This is a genomic window from Nostoc sp. UHCC 0252 (genome assembly GCF_034931145.1).
Lineage (GTDB): Bacteria > Cyanobacteriota > Cyanobacteriia > Cyanobacteriales > Nostocaceae > Nostoc.
On record NZ_JAYGHE010000026.1, the window covers coordinates 1 to 24531 of the forward strand.

The following is a 24531-nucleotide window of genomic DNA, read 5'->3' on the forward strand; positions in this document are numbered from 1 at the left end:
TGTAGAACTTGGTAAAGGAGACTTTCTTGGTCAGCCTTAATCAGAGCAATATATAACGCAATTTTTTCGAGAATTTCCGATCTTGCTTGGGTTAGTAAAAAATAGATTTATTGACTTCTTGGCATTGTGGGGAAAAGTTTTTTCTTCAACATTTCCCTTTTCTCTTTCTCAGTAATTGCACTGGCTTGAATTTCGCCGATTAATTAGTAAAATCTGATACTACATCAGATTTAATATTTGTTAGGTTATGAGTACAATTTCGTTTAGACCAATGATATTGATTATAGGTATAAGTATTGGTTTACTGCCTCTGTTGTCCAACTGGCGAGTCCTTGCACAAAATCAATTACAAAACATTGAGCTAAAAGTTTATAGTGAAAACGAGCAAAAATAAAGCTGTCCAGACAAAGTGAAAAGTCAGGTGAAAAACCTCATCCTTATCAAGAAGGCAGTTTTTCGTGCCTACGCCAGTAACATCTCTGTTCAAGCCAGTAATAGCTTTAGCGTTACATGGGTTGGTACACTCAAGCCGAGATATGCTAAATGCTTTGCTTCTGCTGGAATGACTAAGGTTGATGGACAAGCCTACTCTGAACACCTTAATTATTTACGTATGCACTTCGTTAAGGGTAAGGTTTACTTCATCTTAGATTTGGCTGGTGGCTCCGATCTGAATAATTATCCTCTAATCGTGCTAAACGACAGTTTCAAGAATGGCAATCCTGCCTGGACTTGGGACGGGAGTGACTAAAGGTCATACTGGCACCATCGGAGATGTCTATTAGAAGTATTCCAAGAGCAAAAGTCTGTTGCACCGTCTGCGGTTGTGGAAATTCCACCCGATGATGAGCCTTACTGGAACGCATACCTGGGGCAGTGGCTCCTTTGGGTTAACTTTCTTAGACGGTGTACGTCTGTGGTGTGCAATTGGCTTTTTGCTGTGTAGACCGAGAAAACTTTGGTAAAGAGTTGAGTTAATTCATGCTTCAGATTTCGTCTTGCCAGCTTTTTTAGAGACAGCAATTGCACCAACTCCAAACAATAAACCTAGTAGGGGAGTAGGTTCAGGTACTGATGTAGATGAATAACTTAGGGTAATATTGGCAGCAGAATCTTGATAGATGTATGTTCCTGCTCGTCCCACCTCACCTGTCAAGGTAATTTCAGAGCTTGAAGTTCTTTCTAAAGTATATCTAGGAGCATCAAAAGCAATGCCAAAATCAACTACTAAATTCCAATTCGACCTAGAATCAAGCTCAAAATCAACATCTGGGGTTAAGTTACCCCCATTAGTAGATCCTGGATTAAAATTCAGGTCTAGATTGTTGACGGATAGCTCCCAATCGCTCAAAGTCCCGGAATCTGAGTAAACCACAAATCCAGAATATTCGCTCTTGAATGGCAAAGAGTTCGTAAGGAATGGGGTAGTAGCATCGACTAAGGTAAAATCACCTGAAAATTCTTGTCTAGTTAGAATAGCTCCCAGCACGGGAGTAGCATGAAATACGCTTGCAACTACCAAACCAATCACGGCGATGCTAAGTTTAGGGAGTCGAACTTGATTCATGGATTGGGTATGTTACTTAAATTTGTTGAAGGTATGCTATCACATCCTTGTCTCGTAGAGAGGAAAAGGTGTCCTTTTCTCAAGCCCCTAAATTTATTTATGGGGTTCAAAATTATGAATTACGGCTTATCCCTGTTATGTCACTCTCAGAAAACAATAATCGAAGCTTAATTCTGAAACTTCTATTGAGTCAAGCTTTAAGACACATGAGCCAGCTTTTCTGTTAATTGATGAGGTAAGTGATTTAAACCAGGAATGTTCTGTATTTGTTGGTAAAGCGAAGATTGGCTGACTTCAGTAGTGATGAGGTGCTTTTTTGGCTCTTGAGTTTGGCAAGCAAATATGATCAGAAAGTAAGTTTAAGTAATTTTTTAATTAATTAGGACTTACGCACTGTACAAAATAATTATCTTGTGTATCAACGTAAATACGTTGTTTCAGGCTTTTATCAATCTCCCTTGATTGGGTGCGATCGCTAAAATATCATTGAAAAATTTTGCTATAAGCCTTGAAAACTATAGCTGCTATTTTGGCTTTTCTGTCAATGCGTAAGTCCTATTAATTAATAATCCTCAGAAAATAAAATTTTCCTACTTTTGGCGTAAATAATAGCAAAACTATTGGTAGATGTAAAATTATTAAAATTGTGTAACGATTTTAGTTTGGTTTACCTAAATAAAAATTTATCATTCAATATGGCGTTATGAATAGCTTTCATCGCTTTCTGAAAGCAATCGTTATCCTGGTAGTTATATTCAGCATCAGTATAGGATGGCTTTTAAATACTGAAATGTTGGTGCAAGCTCAATCTATACAAACTGCTGATATTACCGTAGATGGTCGCCAGTTATTTGAAGTATCACAAACAGGACAATTTAGTGCAGAAAGCCGTGCTGCTGATGCTAACCTAATTTTAAAACAAGCAGTTCGTTCTCCAGAGGATATAAAGGTCGAGATTGTAGAAACTAATCAATTACCCGTAATTCTGGTAAATAATCGTCACTTATTAACAGTCACGCAAGAAGATACTTTCACTGGGAGAACAAAACAGGAACAAGCACAAATCTGGGCGCAACGCATTAGAGAAGCAGTTGAACTAGGGCAAGTAGAACGCAGTTTAAACTATTTTTGGCGGGCAATATTACTGATAATTTTATCTATATTAGGCGCGATCGCTTTACATTTTCTGTCGGGTTGGGTGTGGCGTTATTGGTTACGGCGGATGGTTCCAACCCAAGCACATCACCCCGAAATAGGAGCGCAACCCCAAGGAACTGAGCTATTTTTAAAATTGACACTGTTTATAGTGCGATCGCTTTTATGGATAGGAATAGCTATTTATGTTCCCGACTTATTTCCCTTAACGCGAGAGTGGAGTAGAAGCATTACCAATATTCTTTGGATGAGCTTAACTTCACCAGTAATTACAATTGGTGAAAGTTCTTATTCAGTCATTAGTATAATCATTTTAATCAGTTTATTTTTTGGGGTATTAGCTATTGCTGGGACTCTGACTAATCTGCTGCGATCGCGCGTATTACGCATGACAAATGTTAGTCGTGGTGTACAAGAATCAATCGCCATTGCTATTAATTACAGTCTGATTTTTATTGGCATAGTTCTATTACTACAAATTTGGGGTTTAGACATCAGTTCTTTAGCAATAGTAGCCAGTGTTTTTGGTGTAGCGATCGGCTTTGGCTTACAAGGAGTTGCTAAAGAATTAGTCAGTGGTTTTGTCATTACCTTTGAACGTTCTATTGAAATTGGCGACTTTGTGGAGATTGGCGAATTTAAAGGAACAGTCGAGCGTTTGAATGCTCGCAGTACCCATCTCCGCACTTTAGATGACATAGTAGTAATTGTACCAAACTCTCGTTTACTAGATACAGAAGTAGTCAATTGGAATCATCGTGGTTCAACATCTCGTATAGTATTACCCGTGCGGGTTGCTTATGACGGAAGTATCAATACTATACGCACCCTATTATTAGATATTGCAAATGCAAATTGTGATATTTTAAAAACCCCATATCCTAATGTTTGGTTTCAAGGATATGGCGAAGATTTTTTAAATTTTCAGCTATTAGTTTGGATTTCTAAACCACGCAAACAATTTCAAATCAAGAGTGACTTATATTTTGAAATTGATGAAGTTTTTAGACAAAAAAATATCAATATTCCTTACCCTCAACGTTCTCTACATTTGCGTACTGGTAGCTTACCATTAGAACTGTCACCAGATTTAAAAAATTATTTATCACAAATTTTAGACAGTTTAACTATTTTGTTAAAAAGCGAGTTACCTAAAGATACTGTTAATGGCACTAACAATTCAAATTTAAAAAACCAAAGTAAAAAAATGGGTTCAGATTAACATTTAATCTGTCGTCGCTAAATTAACAGATGAAACTTTTTAAAGAACAACTACAGACAATACGCGGCTTGTCAAAGGTTAGAGCCAGTCCGATACTATGAACCACCGTATTTGTATTTTGTGAGTGGCAAAGGAAAGTAATCTTGTTTTCTGTGTCGCGCTTAAGCGAGAGCTTCTCGCCATTGCAACCATATTTTGGGGTTTTTTCAATCCACAATAATCGATGAGAGTAATATAAAGAGCCTTAAAGCCTATTTTCATTGCCAGTTAATTCTTTTGGTTCGTAGTGACGGCAACCGTTACATGGGCCGTCGGGATTGACAGCACAACGCATATAGCCAGAGCGAGCATTAAATTTGCAGCTGATATCACCAATTAAATAACCCACCCCTTCTAGATAATAGCGATCGCTCTCAACTGGTCTAAGGTTTTGCCGTCCCTGCACCACTGAAAAATTCATGGCTGCTTGCCTCATCCTTAAGCGCGATCGCGCATGGGTTTTGCGGATCGCCCACAGAGAAATCAGGGACGGTAAAAAACCAACGGCGATTACTAAAAGTGTCTTTAACACCTTCTTACCTCTTCTGTGCGCTGATTGATTGTCCCTGATATTGCCCTCTGGTTTACGGAAGTGCGAATATTAGGGCAGTTTTGTCTAATTGCAACCATAGTTGGGAGCTATTAGCAATGGCAGTATATTATCTAGCAATTTTAACGAAGAAGTTCCTTCTGCCACTTCAATCAGCATAACTGTTACAACCCCAGGCGTGAACTGCCGTTGAATGTTGATAATTTTAAGATTTGTTGACTAATGCCTTTTTACACAAGTGTCTTGTGTCAGCCTCCGCCCCACTCTTATTTTTTTTGTGTCGCTGCGATGCTAATCTTTTTTTGGTTTGCTGACGAAGTTGCTGTGCTAGCAATGCGGCTTCCCTTTCAGCTCGGAATAAATCAACTTTTCGCGTTGTCAAAATAAATGATTCGTCAGGCTTTCGCTTCACCCAAGGGACACTAACTGCGAAATACTGACAAATATGTTTACCTAGCTCTTTGTTTAAGAGTGGGTAACGTTTTTGACTATTCAGTGTGTTAGCGATCGCTTTCAACTCCAATATTGCTGCTTCTAACTCTCGCGCCATCTGATTAATGCGCTCAACTAGTGTTATCAAACGCTCCCGTTCACTGATGATTTTTTCCTGTTGGGGTTGCAGTGGCACTATTGCAGTAGTTACAGGTGCAGGCTGCAATAGCGAAACTTTCAGCAAAATGGGCTTTTTGTCCGTATCTAGGATTTTTTTCATACTACCTCAAGTAAGGCTAGCCGACTTTTAAGGCATTTTAACAGCAAATTAGTATATTTGTACTATAAGTTGAATATGAGGTTTCATTTGAGGAATTATGCTGGCGACTTACGTAAAACTTTACATGCTCTGAAGTAATTTACGTAGAACCAAAACGGTATTGTTTCTACCTGCATTATTTGCGTAACTGCTGCTGTATAAGGGCAAAAGACTCGCTAGTGCTGATAATATTTCTATAGGATTCATATTTAGTTTTAAAAAAATGAGATTAAGAATATACGAAATAGCTGATACCGAAGAAATTATGAAATTGTTCTACGATACTATTCATGAAGTGAATATTCATGATTACACAAAAGAACAAGTAGATGCTTGGGCACCAGCAAATATGGATATTGATGTTTGGATAAAAAGCTTAGGAAGTAAGTTTACTTATGTAGCAGAGGAGCAGGGTAAAATTATTGGTTTTGGGGAATTAGAGGCTAATGGACATATTGACCGTTTTTACTGTCATAAAGATTTTCAAAGAAAAGGGGTTGGTAAAAAAATCTTAGAACAGCTTGAATCAAAAGCAAAAACTTTAGGAATTGAAAAGTTATTTACAGAAGCTAGTATTACCGCTAAACCTTTTTTTGAACGCCAGAATTTTACTGTTCTGAAACAGCAGGAGGTAGAACGTAAAGGTCAAAAACTGACAAACTTTATCATGGAAAAATCAATTTAATCATTACCTACCAAATTAGTCTCTCACAAATGATTATTTTGAAACGATTTTGAAGAGTTAGCGATCGCTTAAAAATCTACATTTGCTCATTGGAATTACTGAATAACTTTATGGATAAGGCAGATGATATCAAAACCAATCCATACAGACTTTTGTGGTATCAGCCATCAGCCAGCCTATGTCAAGTTTATGTCAGATACCTTATTTCGATTGGATGCTACCAAAGCAAAAAGCCCATTGGCTTTTTGCTTGCAACGCTGTAAAGTATGCCAGGAACCGGACTTGAACCGGTGACACGAGGATTTTCAGTCCTCTGCTCTACCAACTGAGCTATCCCGGCTGGGGCTTTTGTGAGCCACGATTAATAAATGTAGCAAACATCCCAAAATATAGCAAGCCCTTTGAGAAAAAAGATTTATGCAGCTTTCAAATTCAGCTTAAACCAGATGAAAACAGCTATAAATAGCAGGAATTGGACAAGAACGATACTTGGGCCAGAAGCAAAGTTGAAAATACCTGAGACAATAATGCCAGCAATGCTACTCATGGAACCAACTATTACGGACATGGTTAGAAAGCGGCTAAAGTGATGACTCATCAGTTTGGCGGTGGAAGCGGGAATAACCAAAAAGGCGTTTACCAGTAAAACGCCGACAGCCTTAATTGCGACAGCAACGGCGAGTGAAAGCAAGACCACAAAGACGTAGCGGTACAACTGGACGGGAACACCTTGAACTTGCGCTACATCGGGGTTAAGGGTCAATAAAATTTGCTGCCGCAGAGTTGATAGTAAAAATATGCTACCTCCCACAAGTACTAGCAGTGTCAAAATCAAATCTGTGGTGTCGATCGCTAGAATATCGCCGAACAGTACAGCCATCAAGCTGCCACGATATCCTTTAATTAGACTCGTGAGAATCACGCCGATCGCTAATGCCCCAGATAGGACTATGCTAAGGACGCTATCGCTACCTAAATCGGTTTTGTCGATGAAGTAGAGGACAATAACCCCGAAAACCAAGGTAAAAGGTAACAGCATCCAAGTAGGATTTATTTGTAGCAGCACACCTAACGCCACACCTACTAATGCTGCATGACCAACCGCGTGGCTAAAAAAGGACAACTGGCGCAGGGTGACAAAAGTACCCAACATTCCGCCAAGTATCCCCATTAATACAGCACCAACGATCGCACGCTGCATAAAAGGGAATGTTAACAATTCTATCAAGTCATTAGTATTGGCGATCGCAAGCCCTGCTATCTGACAATCATTGAAGAAATTCATAGTTATGGGCATTAATGTTGGTGCTGGTAGCGACTAAAACCTGGGCCGTAGGTTGCTAACAGGTTTTGCGGTGAAAGAGCAATTTCTGGCTTACCAGTACAAACAATGCTTTGGTTGAGGCAAAGCACGCGATCGCAATGGCGATTTACCATATCAATATCATGAGAAACTTGCAATACTGTCCAACCTTCCTCTCGCTTTAATTCATTTAGCAAAGCGTAAAAATCTGCTGAACCTTGTACATCAACTCCAGCAAAGGCTTCATCAAGTACCAACAGTTTCCGAGGCATTACCAAACAATAAGCCAACAACACCCGCTTAAGTTGACCACCGCTTAGAGTACCAATAGCTTGATGCTGTAAATGATAAGCATCAGTTCGCCGTAAAGCTTCTACTACTGCTGCCGATTTTTCTCTGTCTTGTCTCCATAGGTTAGAGAAAAATAAATCGCCTTTTCTCGTTTCCTTAGTCCATCCCAGTCCCACCAATTCGCTAACGGAAATGGGAAAGCCTCGGTCAAAGATGAAATTTTGCGGCATATAGCCCAAAAAGTGACGTAAACACCCCAACCTTGCAATTGGGCGACCTAAAATTTCAATCGTACCAGCACTTCGAGGGATCAAATCTAAAACTGCTTTTACCAAAGTACTTTTACCAGCACCATTGGGGCCAACTATGGCTGTATCTGTTCCTGGCAATAATTCAAAGGAAACATCTCGAACAGCTAGATAACTACCTTGATAGACAGTTAATCCTTCTACTTTCAAAATAGCAATGTCATTAGTCATTGGTCATTGGTCATTGGTCATTGGTTATTAGTCATTGGTCATTGGTCATTTGCAAAGGACAAATGACTAATGACAAACCTATTTACACGCTGTTTCCAGAGTTTGTAAGTTAGCTTTCATCGCCTTGAAATAATGCTGTGGATCTGTTTCACCAGTTTCCAATGAATCCAGCGTCTGCAAAGTTAAATTTAAATCTTTGGATAAGCTAGTTAGGAGTTTGTTATCTACTCCTGGTTCACTAAATAAAGCTTTAACTTTGTACTTTTTCACCGCATTTACTGCATTTTGCACATCTGTTGGTGAAAGTTGATCTTCGGGAATTTGTACCACAGCAACTTGCTTGAGGTTATAGCGTTGAGCTAAATATGGAAACGCATCATGAAAGGTAATAAAGGTACAACTAGGAGTTTTTTGCAAAGTCTGTTGAAATTCGCTGTTTAAACTTTCTAATTCTTTAATATAAGCCGCAGCATTGACTTCATAAGTAGCTTTATTCGCTGGGTCAGCAGCAATTAATCCATCCCGAATATTAGTTACCTGCTGTTTTGCCAAAACTGGATCTAACCAAACATGAGGATTACCTTGGGCATGGTTGTGGTCTTCTTCCTCTTTCCCTGTTTTTACAACAGGTGAAATTTCATTTAAAGGTTTAATACCTTGACTAGCATCAATTTCAGCTAGTTTGGTATTTTGGGCATTTTTAACAGTATTTTCCAGAAATTCCTCCAAACCTAAACCATTTTTTACTAACACATTCGCAGTTGCGATCGCTTTGACATTCTCTGGTGTCGCTTGGTATTCATGTACCTCCGTACCCGGTGGAACTAGAATTTCTACATCTGCTACATTCCCAGCTACTGCCTTAGTAAACAAATATATCGGTAAAAATGTCGTCACAACTTTAGTTTTTCCTAACTGCGCTACTGGGGTGGATACAGTCCCCTGTGCTTGCGGCGACTGTTCAGGTGTTGTCCCCTGATTCGGATTCGATTGGCTACAGCCAGCAGTCATTGACAACATTAGCAAAGTAATCATGGACAAGATGCCGCTTCTTTGTCTGCCTGTTATCAGCCTTCTGTAATTCATCACCACGGTGTTTTCTCCTCAAAATAGATGTAAGTCTATGAGACTTATTCTAAATTTTAGACTATAATAATTCTCATTCTCATTCAATCCACATAATATTACTCTCAATGATATGTGTAATAAATAACAACAGAACTTTGTTAGATAGTAAAGTCCTCTGCAATTTAGTTTTCCCTAAATAATTAGGATTTCTTGACTTTTTTCGTTAAAAAGGTTGCCTAATTCTGATAATATTACTGACAAATATTTGCATAAAATACACGTAAAAAAACGTGCTTTGGGTGTGAATTTGAGATTAGTGTGAGGAGAAAAATGCAAAAATTCTGTAAATATCTGCTAGCTAGTCCAGCAGTCTGCTGTGCAATGCTATTTGTAAATACTGCTGCTTATGCAGGTGAAACATCCCCGATATCTGAAATAAATCAACCGCAGGTTTTAGCTAGTCCAGACACAGAAACTCAGATAATGGGGCAAGTTACTTCTGTGTCTCAATTCTCTGATGTACAACCTACTGACTGGGCATTCCAAGCATTGCAGTCATTGGTTGAGCGCTATGGCTGTATTGCAGGATACCCAAATAGTACTTATCGCGGTAATCGGGCATTAACACGATATGAGTTTGCTGCTGGTTTAAATGCTTGTCTTGATCGCGTCAACGAATTGATTGCTACAGCCACAGGCGATTTAGTTAACAAACAAGATTTAGCCACATTACAAAAGCTGCAAGAAGATTTTTCCGTAGAACTGGCGACACTCCGAGGTCGTGTAGATACAGTAGAAGCACGCACTGCTGAATTGGAGGCGAATCAGTTCTCAACCACAACCAAACTCCAGGGACAAGTTGTTGCTGTCGTTAGCGATGTTTTGTCAGGAAGTGCAGTTAACGGTGCAGAAATTACAGATGAAAATACAACTTTCGGGGCAAGGGCGCGAATAGAACTTGTTACTAGCTTCACCGGAAAAGATACGCTGTTTACCAGAATCCAAGCTAATAATATTCTTACGCCTGATATTGGTACACCAGAGGGCAATTTATTTTTTGCTGGTGACGGTACCACTGAAGCTTTTGTAGATGCACTGTTCTACAGATTTCCGTTGGGTGAAAAAACAGAGGTTATTGCGATCGCTAATGCAGGTGCAGCAGATGATATTACCAGTACTGTTAATATCTTTGATGGTGATGGTGCGTTTGGTGCTTTGTCCACCTTTGGTACACGCAACCCAATTTACTACCAAATAGGCGGTGCGGGATTGGGAATAACGCACGAGTTTAATGATAAATTGGCACTCAGCTTAGGGTATTTGAGTGGTACAGCTAATGACCCTACGCCTAATAATGGTTTGTTTAATGGATCTTACGGTGCGTTGGCACAGTTGACAGTTAAACCAAGCGATCGCATTACTATTGCTTTCACTTATATCAATTCTTACAACCAATCACTACTCACAGGTAGCAATGCAGCCACTCTTGCGGCCTTAGATTTAGATGACGATGGTACGCTAGATTCCAACTTTTCCAGTAATTCTTATGGTGTTCAAGCATCCATTGGCATCACTAATAATATTGTCTTGGGTGGTTGGGCTGGATACACCAACAGCCGGACATTAAATGGGAATCGCGGAGAAGCGGACATTTGGAACTATGCCGTCACCCTTGGCTTTCCCGACCTTGGGAAAGAAGGTAACTTAGCGGGTATTATTGCAGGTGTGGAGCCTAGATTAACCAGTTCTAATATCGCAGGATTGGATAGAGATCAGGATACATCCTATCATATTGAGGCGTTTTACCAGTACAAATTGACTGACAATATCACCATTACCCCAGGAGTAATTTGGTTAACATCTCCAGATCATAATAATGATAACGATGATGTTGTGATTGGCGCATTGAGAACTACATTCAGTTTCTAAGTTTCAGAATCTTCAGAAAAGACGTAATACCATGTTCGGCAAATCACTTATAATATGTCATTGCGAATGCAACGAAGTGGAATGTTCGCGTAGCGTCTCGTAGAGATAGCAATCGCAAAGGTTTGGGATTGCCGCGCAACGCTTCCAATGACATAAGTATTAAGTCGAACATGATATAAAAGATAAATTTGCGTCTTTTCTTTTGTGTGTGATCCAAAAATTGAAATTCAGCAAGCATTAAGGGGATACGTCACCGTGTCCCCTTCCTTAGCAGTAAAAGTGCCCTTCAATCTCCCTTTTAATGTCAATACTTTCTGAAGTTAACGAACAGAATACATGCGTCAGTCGCCAGAATTCAGAAGAAGGTTAAGCGAGTCGCGGATGAATAAACGGCGTTTTTGCTCCCCCACTCATTAATTCTGACTCCTGAATTCTGACTTCTGAATTCTTTTTTAACAACCTCCTTAAGTAAAACTGACTTGTAGCGTATAAGAAATAGGATTGAAGCTACCACTAGAGAAAGTTCCGCCATCTTGAGGAAAGGCAGGAAAGTCACTCACTGAAATTGAGTATGTACCGGCACTTAGGAAAGTGCTGATTAATGACGAATTGCCACCGCCACCATTGTCGTTACTAGTCACTAAATTCCCAGCACTGTTAAAGAGTCCGAGAACTGTATCTCCCGATGTCACTGTCCTAATATTGACAGTTCCTGAATTTGTTAGGGTAAATTTAAAAAAGTCAAAATCTTCATTATTCCCCGCTTGAACTGTTGCTAACTGGGCTTCAAGATTAATGTTTGAGCCTGATGACAAAGAACCCAACCCTTCTGCTGTGCCCAGTGTATTATTTATAACTTCTCCAGCATTTTCAAACTCAGTGAAAAGAAAGTCATCACTATCAAGTCTGAGATTGGTTTTTCCCTGTAGAATACCTATGAGTTCATCTGGCTCTGTTCCCGGTTTGTCTACGAATATTCGTGTATTGCTGCCAACAACTTGTAGGCGATAGTCTTGTGTCGCTCCTTTGAGTCGAATTATATCTTGGCTAGAGTCAAAATCAGTAATAGTACTGTAGTCCCCCAAACCAGGATTCACACTATTGTTATCGTCATAGAAAATATTTACAAAGTCTCCTAAGATAAATCTATCTGCCCCAGTCCCACCAGTGAGGGTATCGGTTTCCCCTAATCCAGGTGGAAGCAGACTATTAGGGAAAACACCGACGAGAATATCGTCTCCAGCCCCCCCATTGAGTACGTCATTGTCTGGCCCACCCTGTAGACTATCATTGCCGTCGCCACCATTGAGGATATCATTGCCTAAATTACCATCTAGGGTGTCATTACCTTCTAAGCCATTCAAAGTGTTGTTAGCAGTATTAGCAAAGAGGAAGTTGTTAAGAGTATTACCTGTTCCACCGATGGCGCTACTTCCCGTCAGTGTTAGGTTCTCTACATTGGTAGCGAGTGTGTAGCTGATAGAAGACCGAACGATATCTGTGCCCGAATTAGCAGCCTCGATAATAGTATCACCAGCACTACTAATAATGTAAGTGTCGTTGCCTGCGGCCCCATTCAATGTATCAGTACCTGTACCTCCATCAAGTGTATCACTGCCATTTCCACCGTTTAGACTATCGTTGCCATTATTACCAAACAATTGGTTATTTTGGTCGTCACCAATAATAATGTCATTTGCATTTGTGCCTTTGACATTATCAAAATTGACTACAGTAAATGTCAATGTTCCCAAATTAGGAACGTTATTGACAGCCAAACTTTGGGTTTGCAGATTAACACTGATAGATACTCCAGACGAAGAATCGGATGAATCTATAGTGTTGTTAGCAACATTGGCATTAGCAATAATCCTTTCCATTCTAAAGAGCCTATCTTGCCCCAAACCGCCAGCTTTTTGAACCTTTCCAACACTTGACAAGGTAATAGCTTGACTTAATTGGCTATAGTTTGCGGTATCAAAGCCATCTCCACCTATTAGACTGTCGTTACCTTGACCACCTTTTAAGGTGTCGTTTTCTATGCCTCCATCAAGTGTGTCATTGCCATCTCCACCGATTAGACTGTCGTTTCCTCTCCCACCAGCGATAGAATCATTACCACCTGCACCATCCAAGGTGTCATTACCAGATGTAGTAGTGGCATTACCACCAAAAGCCCAACCAACTATTGTGTCACTTCCTGAAGTTCCAGAGAGATTATCAGGACTTGTACTGCCGAAAATAAATGCCATTTTATTTCTCTTGAATTTCTCATTAATATGTAAGTTCAGCCTTAGCCAAAGAACTATTCATCAGTTCGATGTAGATTACTTATCATTTGAGTAATCTTCTTTACAAATCCATTAATTATTAATTGACTTATGAAATTTCAAATAAAAAGTATCTAACTTTTTTTAGGCTAGGTTGAAAAGTCCTGCTGTGGTTACGGACAGGCAATATACCTACTTTACAAAACTAGATAATCTATTTACTTAAAATTTTTGAATGGATTCATCAAGTGATAAGTAACTAGGCCAAAATATTTTGTTTTTCATCTAAATTTTTGAACCTAGCTGTAAATATTTAATTACCATGAAGGAAAGGTTATCTATACTTGTTTACCAAATCTTTAAAATCTAAAAAAATACGATTTATAATACATTGAATTATTTTGTAAGGAGTAATTAAATAATTTTTGTAAAACAACTTATTTTTTAGCCCATGTTGCGGTCATTTTCAGCTTAAGACACTATTAGCCTTTAAGTTAGCTTTCAGTATGAGATTTTTTAGTAAAAAAATATTATCTCTAGGTAAAAAAAATACTTTTGTATTAAAGAAATATTTTTTAATATATATAAGTTAAACTTATGTATTAGTCCAGATAAATTTGGTGCTTTATAAGACTGAACTTTACATAAATTTTATATAATTCCTTTAGTACGCTTTTCGATTTACCTGTAACCACATTTCTAAACTCACAAGCAACCAAAGTTTTACGCCATAACGACTCCAAGTATCTCCTTGATAATTTAACCAATTACGAATTGGTAACTGGTTCAAGTAAGGGGTGATAGCTGCATTCTGATTTAGCAATAAATCTCTGGCTTCTTGCTGCCAATATTTCCGAAATCCTAATTGCACGGGAACCATCATGCCGCTTTTGGGACGATGAATAATCGCATCTGGTAGAATATTTGCGATCGCCAAAGATGCACCAGAATTAATCGCTTGCTTTAAAACTGCTTTTTCTTCCACTCCAGAAAGCTTATACTCTGGAGGAATTTCCATGCTTAAGTCTACTACTCGCTGGTCAAATAGAGGAGAACGACCTTGTAAAAGGGCTGCTTGAGTCAAGTTACTAACTTTAGTCAGAATTTGGTCAGCGCCTTTAAATTTGATGTTCATTGCCATCAAACGGTTGAGATAGCTGGCTTCGGAATATAAATCTTCTGCAAAAACCCAAGGTGCTGTTTGTACTGCTTGCCAAACTTCTGGTTTTAAAAGTTGCGGTAAGTCAACAGCACACTTTTGGAAGGAAATTAAATAAGCTTGCAATGCATCCTGATTGGTGACAGAACCATATAAACTATTAATTAGCATTGGCTGATTTTTTGGCCCACCAAAACAGGGGTCGCCACCTTCACCATTTAAAATAACTTCTACGCTTTCTCTCGCCAATCGTCCTAGTAAGAGGTTGGGAACAGTTAGTGGGTCGCCAATGGGGTCATCTAAATACGCCATTGTTTCCGGCAGACGTGACCACATATCCTTAAAAGTAATTTCTAAAATGTGGTGCTGCGTCTGACAATGGGATGCGACGAGACTGGAAAATTCTAACTCATTGGGACATTCGGAACCGAAATGAATCGAGTAGGTGTGAACTGGTGCTTTGTGAAATTTCGCTACTAAAGCAGTGATACAGCTAGAGTCCAAACCACCAGAAAGAAAAACACCGACGGGTTCATTTGCCGGTGGTAAATATTCTTGAACAACTTGGTCTAGGAGTTCTCGCAAGCGATCGCCATGCCATGATAAAGGTTGATCTATGGCCGTAATCTGTTCTTGAAGCTGCCAATAAGCTGTAACTTTGTGGTCGGGAAATTCTAAAACCGTTCCAGGGCGGAGTTCGCGCACCTGTTCCCAAAGGGTTCGTTCACCTGGAACAAAGGCACAACAAAGATAATCGCGCAACGCCACCAAATCTAAATCGGATGAACGATGAGGTGATAAAGTTCTCAATTGGGGCGCAATCCAACGAACCGAACCAGTGGTAGTGTAATAGAGGGTACGAACACCAATGCGATCGCGAACTAACCTCAACACTTGTTTTTCTCGATCCCAAACCACTAGCGCAAACATTCCCACAAGTTGGCTAAGACATTCATTACCCCATCGTTCCCAAAGATGAGCAATTAGTTGCAAAGAACTTCCTTGAAAGCTATCTGGTTCAATTCCCAACTTTTGCAGCAATTGCACTCGGTTAGTTAACCAAACATCACCAACAACAACAAATCTTCCTCCAGAACTGATTGCTAATTTTTCCGTCAGCAATTCAGAATCTGTGTGTGGTAAGATTACAGAAATTTTTTCATCTCGCCAAGCAATATTTTCATAATTTGTATCAACTGTTCCCCAAGCTACGCGCCAGGTTGGGTTAGTCTTGATGGATTCGATTTTAGGAGATTTACGGTTTTTAAACGCATCAAATAGCATGGGAGATTTTCAACGCATAAACAGTATTTTCACATAAGTCTTTCTTCTTTTGAGGTTTTGAAAAGGAGATTAAGGAGTTAGGTTTATCTCCATAGTTGTACCTCCAACAACTTTTTCTAGCACTTGTAATAATGGCAACTTGATCTTAGAGTTGCAATAACACAAAATAAATTCCTTTTATAGGATTACTATTTGATTTTTGAATGAAATTAGGCATTGTAGAGTAACGCACTATTATCACGGGTAGGATGCGTTACGCTATCGCTAACACATCCTACCTATATTTTCAGAAATTAAACCGGATTCTATAATGTGCCCTATATAGAGTAATCCTTTTTGGTCTAGTTGGTAAAATCAAGTCATCACTATTAGGTAAGATTTTACAGGATTGAATTATCTAACCAGCGTTGTATATACAGCAGTTCTCATGGAGTAGTTTAATATTAAGATTGTTTGTTCCCTAAGATTTAATGCACAATATTTAAACAAATACAATCTATCTAAAGATATCAAATTTTTAGACAAAAGATAGTTGCTGAAGATATATCTATTGTGAAACAAGACATCCCAATCATCTACTTTGCCAATAATTAAGCAAAATTTGTCAAAAAAGTATTTGCATAACTATAGAATTTTAAAAGATGAAGCAAAATCTAATATTTTAAAGCTACAACTTGTGACTGGCTGATCCAACTGCTACTAGCCTGTCTATCGGCTCATTTCAGTTCAAAGTACTGCTAACAATAATGACGCGCTCTCCAAATCCAGAAAATAATCAGGAACCATCTAATCCTCGTTTATGGCTCCTCCTCTTAGGACGTATCAGTTTGGCTCTCGGTGCTGTTTTACTAATTGGAATTGCAGTCGGTGCTTGGTGGGCTAGAAGCTATATATATAAAGATTTAGCTCCATTAGTGCAGCAAAATCTTGAACAATTGCTTGGGCGACCAGTAAAAGTAGGCAACGTTGAACGTTTTTCGCTCTCTAGTCTGAGATTTAGCTCTCTATCAATACCAGCAACTCCCACCGATGCAGACCAAGTGGTAGCAAAAGCTTTAGAGGTGCAGTTCTCGCCCTGGCAAGTTATCTTTAGCCGAAGACTAGTATTAAATGCGACGTTAATTCAACCCAATGTCTACGTCCAACAGGATCAGGATGGGCGCTGGGTTACAGCACAAGTTAAGGCTGGGGAGGGACAGGGCTTTATTCAAACCGACTTGGAGACACTTCAAATTCAAGATGGGAATGTAGAGTTATCGCCAGCCTCCGCACCAACTAGACCGAAAGGCTCAGTAATATTAAATCAAGTTGGTGGTATTGCGCGATTTTTTGATCAAAATCAACGAATTGCTTATGACCTCAATGGTCAACTCACTAGGGGAGGCGCTGTTAAAATCTCCGGTGAGACACAAACAAAAGCTCAACAAACTAACCTCAAGCTGCAAGCACAAAATTTATCAGCTTCTAATATTAGTAGATTAGTTGAGTTGCCAATTGCTTTGCAAGCAGGGCGTTTAGATGCTGATTTAGAGGTTCAAATTCCACCCAAGCTCTCAGAAATAGCCGTTACGGGAACGGCTACAGCTAATCAAGTTACTGCCAAAATTCCAAATATTCCTCAGCAAGTTTCTAATTTTAATGGCAGATTTATATTTCAGGGTCAAACAGTTGCTTTAGAAAATCTGAATACGAATATAGGTAAAGTTCCAATTTTTGCTAAGGGAACAATTAGTAGTCAAACAGGTTTTAATGTCTCTGCTCAAATAAAACCTATTAGTGCGAAAAATATCTTAGATACGTTGAATGTAAATTCGCCAGTTCCAGCTAGTGGCGAAGTTCAAGCAAATATTAAGGTAGGCGGCGCACTTCAGCAACCAGTAGTTAGCGGTACGGTAAGCAACACAAAACCTATTCAAGTTGATCGCCTTCAATTTAAAACCGTTAATACTAATTTCCGCTTGAATGTATCTGAAACTGCATCTCAACTTACCATCTCTAATCTGAATTTAGTCCCCGCAGCAGGTGGTCAAATCACAGGTAGCGGTCAAGCTAATTTGGGAGCCAAAGACGGCGTAATATTTAATGCTCAAGTTAATGGTGTGTCAGGGGATACGCTAGCACGCAGCTACGGCGTTAATCTACCGATCGCAGTTGGGAATGTTTCAGCAAAAGCACAAATTACTGGATCACTTGGCCAACAACCACTGAACCTTGATATTACTAGTATTCAAGTAACGCCGCCAGCCGGGGGGCAAATTACAGCCAATGGTCAAATTGAACTGGCTCCCCAAGGTCAGGTAGGTCTAAATATTCAAGCTCAAGGTATCCCAGGAAATGCGATCGCTCAAGGTTACAATATTTCAACTCCCCTGAATCTTGGTGATATCTCTGCAAACGCTAGAGTTTCCGGTTCTCTGGGTAAACCCTTAAATGTCAATATTGCTCGCGTTCAAGCAAATCCAGAGGTGGGAGGGCAAGTCACAGCTAGCGGTCAACTTCAGCTAGCACCCCAAGGTAGGGTAGCATTGAATGTCCAAGCCCAAAATTTACCAGGAGATGCGATCGCACAAGCATACGAATCCTCACCCGGTATTACTATTGGGAATGTATCGGCAAATGCCGATATTTCCGGCACTCTGAGCAATCTGCAAGCAGTAGCGCGGGTGCAAGCGCCTAACGCCACCTATCCCGCTACCGGACGAGTTGTTGTTGATCAACAAGGAGAGAATATCGTCTTTCCAAATGCTGTCGTGAACGTGGCAGGTGGGACAATCAGAGCTAGTGGTCAACTTGCACAACAACGCTGGCAAGCAGATGTCAACACTTCTCAAATCCAACTCAACCGTTTTTCACCAGAACTGCGAGGACGGCTCAATAGCAATCTTCAGTTATCAGGGACAACAGAATCTTTCCAGCTTGCAGATATTCGCGCCGCCGGACAAATCCGCCTTTCTCAAGGGGTATCATTGCTGACACAACCGCTCACCGCTCAATTTCAGTGGAATGGACAGCAGATTATAGTTGAAAACGCAAGTACCCAAGGATTGAGTGCTAATGGTGCGATCGCAATTCAAACTCCACCAACAGGCTCACCCCAAATTGCCGGATTTGATTTAAACGTACTGGCGCGGAATTTCAACTTAAAAAATACTGGTTTTGAAATTCCGGGAGACGTAGCAGTAGCAGGGCTACTTGATTTTAACGGAAGAGTTACAGGTACTCCAGATGTTCCCCAAGCTAACGGCAACATCCGCCTGCGGAATTTCCAGGTTAGTGACTTGGCATTTGACCCACTTTTAACCGGAAACGTGAATTTTCAAGGGGGACAGGGAGCAAGTCTGCAATTGGCTGGGAAGCAAGATATTATTGCGCTGAACTTGGATGCAAATTATCGTCCAACTTCATTTTTAGTCAATCGGGATGGCGCAATCACCACAGGTAGAACCGAGGGAGATAACTTACTCATCAACGCCCAAAACTTTCCCATCGCTCTGATTGGCGGCTTTTTACCCAACAATCAGTTGAAACCTCTGGGGGGACAACTATCGGGAAGCTTAGTTGTCAATCTTAATAATTATGCAGTTGTGGGAGACGTTGCGATCGCCCAGCCTCGGATCGGCAGAATTACAGCAGATGAATTTCGTGGCACTATTAATTATGCCGATGGTACTGCTAGCTTATCTAATGGTCAATTGCAAATTGGAGATAGCAATATCGCCCTCAGTGGCAATCTGCAACCAGGGGATAACCCGCAATTTCAATTTCAAGCTAATTTTGACCAAGCCAGAATCCAGAGACTTTTACAAACGTTTAATATCTTCGACTTTCAAGACTTTGGTACCGGGTTGGAGCTACCAAATTTAGCTGGAGCAGAGGTACTTGATACCAACCCTGTCAGTTTGCCCAATGCAGATTTGCTCACACAGCTTGCATATTTCTCAAAAATTAGAAGATTGGTAGCACAACAACAGCGAGAAGAGAGAAATGAAACTGCATCTTTACCTAGCCTTGCAGAATTAACGGGTACTTTGAGCGGAGGAATTACAGCTAATGGCTCATTAGAATCTGGATTAAATGTCGGCTTTAATTTCCAAGGTGCGAATTGGCAATGGGGAGATTACTCCATTAATCAAGTCGTTGCTCAAGGCAATTTTGCCGATGGTGTTGTCACACTTTCGCCGTTGAGTGTGGGAATCAATCAAGGACTGGTAGCTTTTACCGGACAGTTAGGAACTGAGCAACTATCTGGCAACTTGAATGTAGCAAGTTTACCTTTATCACTTTTACAGCCTTTTATCGAACAATATCCCATAGATATTACTGGTAATGTAAATGCTAATGCCACATTGGGAGGTAGTTTACAAGACCCCAGAGTTGAAGGGGAAGTAGCGCTGGCGAATGCAACTCTCAACAAGCAACCTGTACAAACAGGACAAGTGAACTTTGACTACAACAATGCCCGTCTGAATTTCGACAGTAGCTTACTAGTAACAGGAACACAGCCAGTTACCATTACAGGTAGCGTACCTGCTCCGTTACCATTTGCTGAAGTGCAACCGGATAGCAATCAAATCAGCATCAACGCCAATGTGAACAATGAAGGATTGGCACTGTTAAACCTATTTACTAACAATCAAGTTGCTTGGGTAAATGGTCAAGGACAAGTAGATTTAAATGTTCAAGGTACTTTAAACGAACCAATTATTAACGGCAATGTCACACTTAATGATGCAACTTTTAGCGCTAAAGCCTTATCTGAACCCCTAACGAATGTCACAGGGACAGCGCAGTTTAATGGTAATACAGTGAATGTCCAAGGTATCCAAGGCACTTACAATGAAGGGCAAGTAAGTGCATCAGGTATCCTCCCGATTCTTCAGCCTCAGCAAGCCGTAGCAAATCCTCTCACGGTATCAATAGCAGACAAACTCAACTTTGAAATTGCAGGACTGTATGAAGGCGGTGTCGGCGGCGATATCGTATTTCGCGGAACAGCACTAAAACCTGTAATTGGTGGAGAGATTGAACTGAGTGATGGTCAGGTGATTATTGGAAACTCGGCTACTGCTGAGAAAAAATCAGCAGCTACAGCAGCAGCTAACGCTAACGTCATAAATAGGGAAGAGTTTAACATTAATGTCACACCTACAGCAGAGAGTAATCCTAGCCCAGCGATTACACCAGAAAGTAGCACTAGCACAGCAACTCCACCCAATTTACCTATAGAGTTTGCAGATTTAAGGTTAATTCTAGACGACGATGTTCGTGTTACTAGTCAATCCTTTCTCGACTCAATACCAGGAGCAGCCGTCTTTAGCCAACCCCTATTGAGCTTTGAAGCAGAAGGCGACTTGACCATTAATGGCACATTAGCCAAACCGCGTCCTGAAGGAGTCATTCGTTTAACAGGAGGACGAGTAAGTTTATTTTCTACTGAGTTTACCTTGGCGCGAGGCTACGAACAAACCGCACGGTTTATTCCAAGTCAAGGATTAGATCCTACTTTGGATGTCCGACTGCTCGCAATTGTACCTGAAGCATCGGCAATCAACAATAGAATTTTGGAATCACCATTGTCTGCTGAAATCAGCGATGTTTCTGCTACTAATTTTGGGACTTTGCGTACCGTTCGCGTTCAAGCAAGAGTGGATGGGCCAGCGAGTGAATTGGGCGAAAATCTGGAACTGACGAGTGAACCTAGCCGTAGTGAGGGAGAAATAGTTGCTTTACTGGGTGGCTCGATTCTTGGTTCTTTCGGTCAAGCAGATGCAGGACAAGGGCTGACTAATTTCGCTAGTTCTACCATTTTAGGTGGTTTGCAAGGAACTATTACTGCGATCGGGCAGGCTATTGGTTTCAGCGAATTTCGGATATTTCCCACCCCTACCACTAGTGATGAAAAAACGACAGCTTCAGTTCTGAATTTATCAGCAGAAGGCGTGTTTAACATCAATAGAAATTTCTCTGCTTCTTTATCACGCCCTCTTTCTAGCGATGAGTCTTTCCGTTATAACGTACTTTATCGACTCAATGATGAAATTTTGATGCGAGGCTCAACTAATTTAGGGGATGAAAATCTATTCCAAGTTCAGTATGAAACTCGATTTTAGATTATTGCAATGGTATTGTTAGCTGATGCAATGGCATTGTTAGCTAATGCAGTGGCATTGTTAACCGACACAATGGCATTGTTAGCTAATGCAATGGCATTGTTAACCGACACAATGGCATTGTCAGCCAACACAATGGCTATTTTACCTACGTTAGTTTTATTTTTCGCCTTTAATATCATGTCCGGTTAAATAATTGTCATTGCGTACCGCCCTTGGGGTTCCCGCAGGGTACGAAGAGAAGTAATCCCAAAAGCCTTGCGATCGCTATCTCTACGAGACGCTACGCGAACATTCCACTTCGTTGCACTCGCAATGACACATCATATCATGTTCGACTTAATACTTGTAGTCTTGAAACATCCCAGCTAAAGCTAAAAGGAGTATTCTGTTGTAAGATATCTCAGATGAAGCGAAAATTCCAACAATATTTTTGGACTTGTGCCCTAGTAATATTTTTAACATTAACTGGATGTGGATGGGGTATGGAGTCAGCGCAAGCACTGTTGCGTCAACATCATGATTCTCCGGGTATCTTACGCTACCACTCACAAGTATCGATTAAAGATGAAAAAGGATATGCCTGGCAAGTGCTGCTATTCAAACAGAATTATACTAGTGCAGTAAAAGACTTACGGTTGCGCTTAGTTGCTTTTCCGGGTGTCGTTGAAATTGCTCATCCCCAACCATTGTTGATTGAGACAGCAGCCGGAAAATTGCTGAGTGCATCGGATGCATACCCTTTAACTGCACCCGCCCCCAATGTGGGAGAATATAATTTGACTGATATCTTACCGAAATTGCCAACAACTGATGCGCTCAAACTTTATGCGCCTCTCTCTAGTGGACAGCAAGTGCTTCTCAACATATCCAATGCTGTAGTAACTGAGTGGCAATGGCTAGTTACAGAAATTGATTAGTTAATAAGAGTGTTCCAAAAAATAAATGATCCAAAACCCGTCATTGCAAGCGTTGCGCGGCAATCCCAGCCCTTGCGATTGCTTCGCTTCTCTACGAGACGCTCCGCGAACGCTCGCAATGACAATTGAGCATTTTTTTACTTGGAGTACTCTAAAAGCATTCAAATCAGAATAACCTAATGGTGATGGGGAGCATCATTAATGCCTGCGGAGGCAAAAATCCTGTCTTTATATACTTAATAAGACGAGTTAAAGCCTCCCACATCACACGTAGGAGTAATATTAGTCTTGAGACTCCTCAGAAACAGCTTCCGATTCGGTTTCAAGTTCTTCTGTTTCAACTTTGACTGGAGGTTTAACTGGTTTTGGGCCACGCGCTAGGGCAGGATTCCCTTGCTGCCTGCTTTCATTCCCGTAGGATGCTTTTTTATCAGTGCCAGATGAGCGATTACGGCTTGGGCTTGGTTTTGAGCTTTTGGGGTTGGATTCAATAGGTGTTACAGAATCCGTGTTTTCGGAATTGTTGTCAGTATTTGCTTGGGACTGACGTTCCGATTTTTTGATTGGACGTTCTACCATTGTTGCTTTTTGTAAATTTATCTGTATATTACATCGGTTTGGTGACTATCAAACTGTCAAATAGCATTTTTTGAAAGAAAGATTTTATAGCTAGATTAAAAAGTCAGAATTCAGGAGTTAGAATGCAAAAGTCAGAATTCAGGAGTCAAAATCAAGAAAAAACTTTCTACTTTTTCTGTAACCACTAAATATGCATATTTAGTGGAGGTATTAAACAAATTCGTTTATCTGCTTTGTTGCTCAGAATTGATTTTAAATTCTGACTCCTGATATCTGAATTCTAATCAACAAAATCAGGTCGTGCTTTACTTGTTGATTTCAGTTTTTGCTCTAAAACTTCCCAGTTTTCTTGCTCAATTAAGTTAGTCAACTCATCAAGATGATGACGATACTGTTGGAGCGATCGCAGCAATGCCTGACGATTATATCGCGCCATCATCACGCCCAACTCTGGATTACCACCACCTACACGGCTGGTATCCCGAAAACCTGAACTAGCTAAGTTTTGGGCTAATTCTAAAACATCGGGGTCAGTTTCACTTAAACAAGCAGCAATCAATGAGGAACTAACCATTACAGGTAAATGGGAAATCCAACTAACTGCGCGGTCATGTTGCTCTGGCTGACAATAATAGATATTAGCTCCGAGCGATCGCACAATTTCTTCTACAACCGTAATTGCGCTGGTTGGCGTTGTAGCTAGGGGTGTTAATACATAAGGCTTATCAACAAATAAATTCCGTTGTGCAGCTTCTATCCCACTGTCTGTTCTTCCCGCCATTGGATGACCGCCGATAAAATTATCCCAAAGGGGAGAAATTGCCTTGACTATCTGTGCTTTCGCCGAACCCACGTCAGTCACGATGGTAGCAGCAGGCAAATAAGCGATCATCTCCTCCAATTGGGGCACAATAAGCGCTAGAGGTGTACAAATAAATACAACCTCTGCGGCGGCTAAGAGACTCAGATCGACTGATGCTTTATCAACACTGCCGATAGCAACTGCCTTCTGACAGGTAGATTCACGGCGGCTGACTCCTAAGATATGATGTCCTTGCGATCGCAAATCAAAACCCAAAGATCCGCCGATCAGTCCCAGTCCTAAAATACCAATATTCATTTTTGATTTTGACATTCCGTTTTTTATGATACCAACTATTAAAGTTGGCA

General features: G+C 40.4%; 17 protein-coding genes and 1 tRNA gene. 7 read left to right on the forward strand and 11 right to left on the reverse strand.

Annotated elements, in window-relative coordinates:
* The first annotated feature begins 421 nt into the window (after positions 1–421).
* Positions 422–751 (forward strand): hypothetical protein, encoded by a 330-nt coding sequence (locus VB732_RS16215; protein WP_323231896.1) that lies wholly within the window; start codon positions 422–424, stop codon positions 749–751.
* Between the two features lie 228 nt (positions 752–979).
* Here VB732_RS16215 and VB732_RS16220 read toward each other — a convergent pair whose 3' ends face one another.
* Positions 980–1567 carry a PEP-CTERM sorting domain-containing protein gene (locus VB732_RS16220; RefSeq protein WP_323231897.1) on the reverse strand — a complete coding sequence of 196 codons (588 nt, stop codon included), beginning with the start codon at positions 1565–1567 and terminating at the stop codon, positions 980–982.
* A gap of 703 nt (positions 1568–2270) precedes the next feature.
* Between VB732_RS16220 and VB732_RS16225 the strand changes: the two genes are divergently transcribed.
* Entirely contained in the window at positions 2271–3944 is a 1674-nt protein-coding gene (locus tag VB732_RS16225; protein ID WP_323231898.1) for a mechanosensitive ion channel family protein, read from the forward strand.
* Between the two features lie 244 nt (positions 3945–4188).
* Here VB732_RS16225 and VB732_RS16230 read toward each other — a convergent pair whose 3' ends face one another.
* Together VB732_RS16230 and VB732_RS16235 are read right to left on the reverse strand one after the other, a co-directional pair.
* Entirely contained in the window at positions 4189–4515 is a 327-nt protein-coding gene (locus VB732_RS16230; protein ID WP_323231899.1) for a DUF6464 family protein, read from the reverse strand.
* A 223-nt stretch (positions 4516–4738) separates the two neighbouring features.
* A complete protein-coding gene (locus VB732_RS16235; protein WP_323231900.1) occupies positions 4739–5245 on the reverse strand; it encodes a hypothetical protein in 507 nt (168 codons plus the stop codon).
* A gap of 262 nt (positions 5246–5507) precedes the next feature.
* Between VB732_RS16235 and VB732_RS16240 the strand changes: the two genes are divergently transcribed.
* Complete coding sequence (locus VB732_RS16240; RefSeq protein WP_323231901.1) at positions 5508–5969, forward strand: GNAT family N-acetyltransferase; 462 nt, start codon at positions 5508–5510, stop codon at positions 5967–5969.
* Positions 5970–6236: 267 nt separating this feature from the next.
* Here the strand turns inward: VB732_RS16240 and VB732_RS16245 are convergent.
* The 4 genes from VB732_RS16245 to VB732_RS16260 all read right to left on the reverse strand — a co-directional run bounded on the left by VB732_RS16245 (position 6237) and on the right by VB732_RS16260 (position 9128).
* Positions 6237–6309: transfer RNA gene (locus VB732_RS16245), tRNA-Phe, on the reverse strand.
* A 75-nt stretch (positions 6310–6384) separates the two neighbouring features.
* Complete coding sequence (locus VB732_RS16250; RefSeq protein WP_323231960.1) at positions 6385–7254, reverse strand: metal ABC transporter permease; 870 nt, start codon at positions 7252–7254, stop codon at positions 6385–6387.
* Positions 7255–7265: 11 nt separating this feature from the next.
* Positions 7266–8042, reverse strand: coding sequence for a metal ABC transporter ATP-binding protein (locus tag VB732_RS16255; RefSeq protein WP_323231902.1), 777 nt, complete (start codon positions 8040–8042; stop codon positions 7266–7268).
* Between the two features lie 78 nt (positions 8043–8120).
* On the reverse strand, positions 8121–9128 hold the full coding sequence (locus tag VB732_RS16260; protein ID WP_323231961.1) for a metal ABC transporter substrate-binding protein: 1008 nt from the start codon (positions 9126–9128) through the stop codon (positions 8121–8123).
* Between the two features lie 312 nt (positions 9129–9440).
* Between VB732_RS16260 and VB732_RS16265 the strand changes: the two genes are divergently transcribed.
* Positions 9441–11039, forward strand: a complete 1599-nt coding sequence (locus VB732_RS16265; protein WP_323231903.1) for an iron uptake porin — start codon at positions 9441–9443, stop codon at positions 11037–11039.
* Between the two features lie 464 nt (positions 11040–11503).
* Here the strand turns inward: VB732_RS16265 and VB732_RS16270 are convergent, their stop codons facing one another.
* Positions 11504–13291: a DVUA0089 family protein gene (locus tag VB732_RS16270; RefSeq protein WP_323231904.1), complete on the reverse strand. Its 1788-nt coding sequence runs from the start codon at positions 13289–13291 to the stop codon at positions 11504–11506.
* Positions 13292–13973: 682 nt separating this feature from the next.
* Positions 13974–15752: an asparagine synthetase B family protein gene (locus tag VB732_RS16275; RefSeq protein WP_323231905.1), complete on the reverse strand. Its 1779-nt coding sequence runs from the start codon at positions 15750–15752 to the stop codon at positions 13974–13976.
* A gap of 746 nt (positions 15753–16498) precedes the next feature.
* Here VB732_RS16275 and VB732_RS16280 point away from each other — a divergent pair.
* The 3 genes from VB732_RS16280 to VB732_RS16290 all read left to right on the forward strand — a co-directional run bounded on the left by VB732_RS16280 (position 16499) and on the right by VB732_RS16290 (position 22782).
* On the forward strand, positions 16499–21862 hold the full coding sequence (locus tag VB732_RS16280) for a translocation/assembly module TamB domain-containing protein (RefSeq protein ID WP_323231906.1): 5364 nt from the start codon (positions 16499–16501) through the stop codon (positions 21860–21862).
* Positions 21863–21871: 9 nt separating this feature from the next.
* Positions 21872–22054 carry a hypothetical protein gene (locus VB732_RS16285; protein WP_323231907.1) on the forward strand — a complete coding sequence of 61 codons (183 nt, stop codon included), beginning with the start codon at positions 21872–21874 and terminating at the stop codon, positions 22052–22054.
* Between the two features lie 215 nt (positions 22055–22269).
* Complete coding sequence (locus VB732_RS16290) at positions 22270–22782, forward strand: DUF3122 domain-containing protein (protein WP_323231908.1); 513 nt, start codon at positions 22270–22272, stop codon at positions 22780–22782.
* A gap of 282 nt (positions 22783–23064) precedes the next feature.
* On the opposite strand, the gene VB732_RS16295 is transcribed toward VB732_RS16290, so the two are convergent.
* Together VB732_RS16295 and VB732_RS16300 are read right to left on the reverse strand one after the other, a co-directional pair.
* Entirely contained in the window at positions 23065–23361 is a 297-nt protein-coding gene (locus VB732_RS16295; RefSeq protein WP_323231909.1) for a hypothetical protein, read from the reverse strand.
* A gap of 280 nt (positions 23362–23641) precedes the next feature.
* Positions 23642–24481, reverse strand: a complete 840-nt coding sequence (locus tag VB732_RS16300) for a prephenate/arogenate dehydrogenase (RefSeq protein WP_323231962.1) — start codon at positions 24479–24481, stop codon at positions 23642–23644.
* Positions 24482–24531 lie beyond the last annotated feature (50 nt).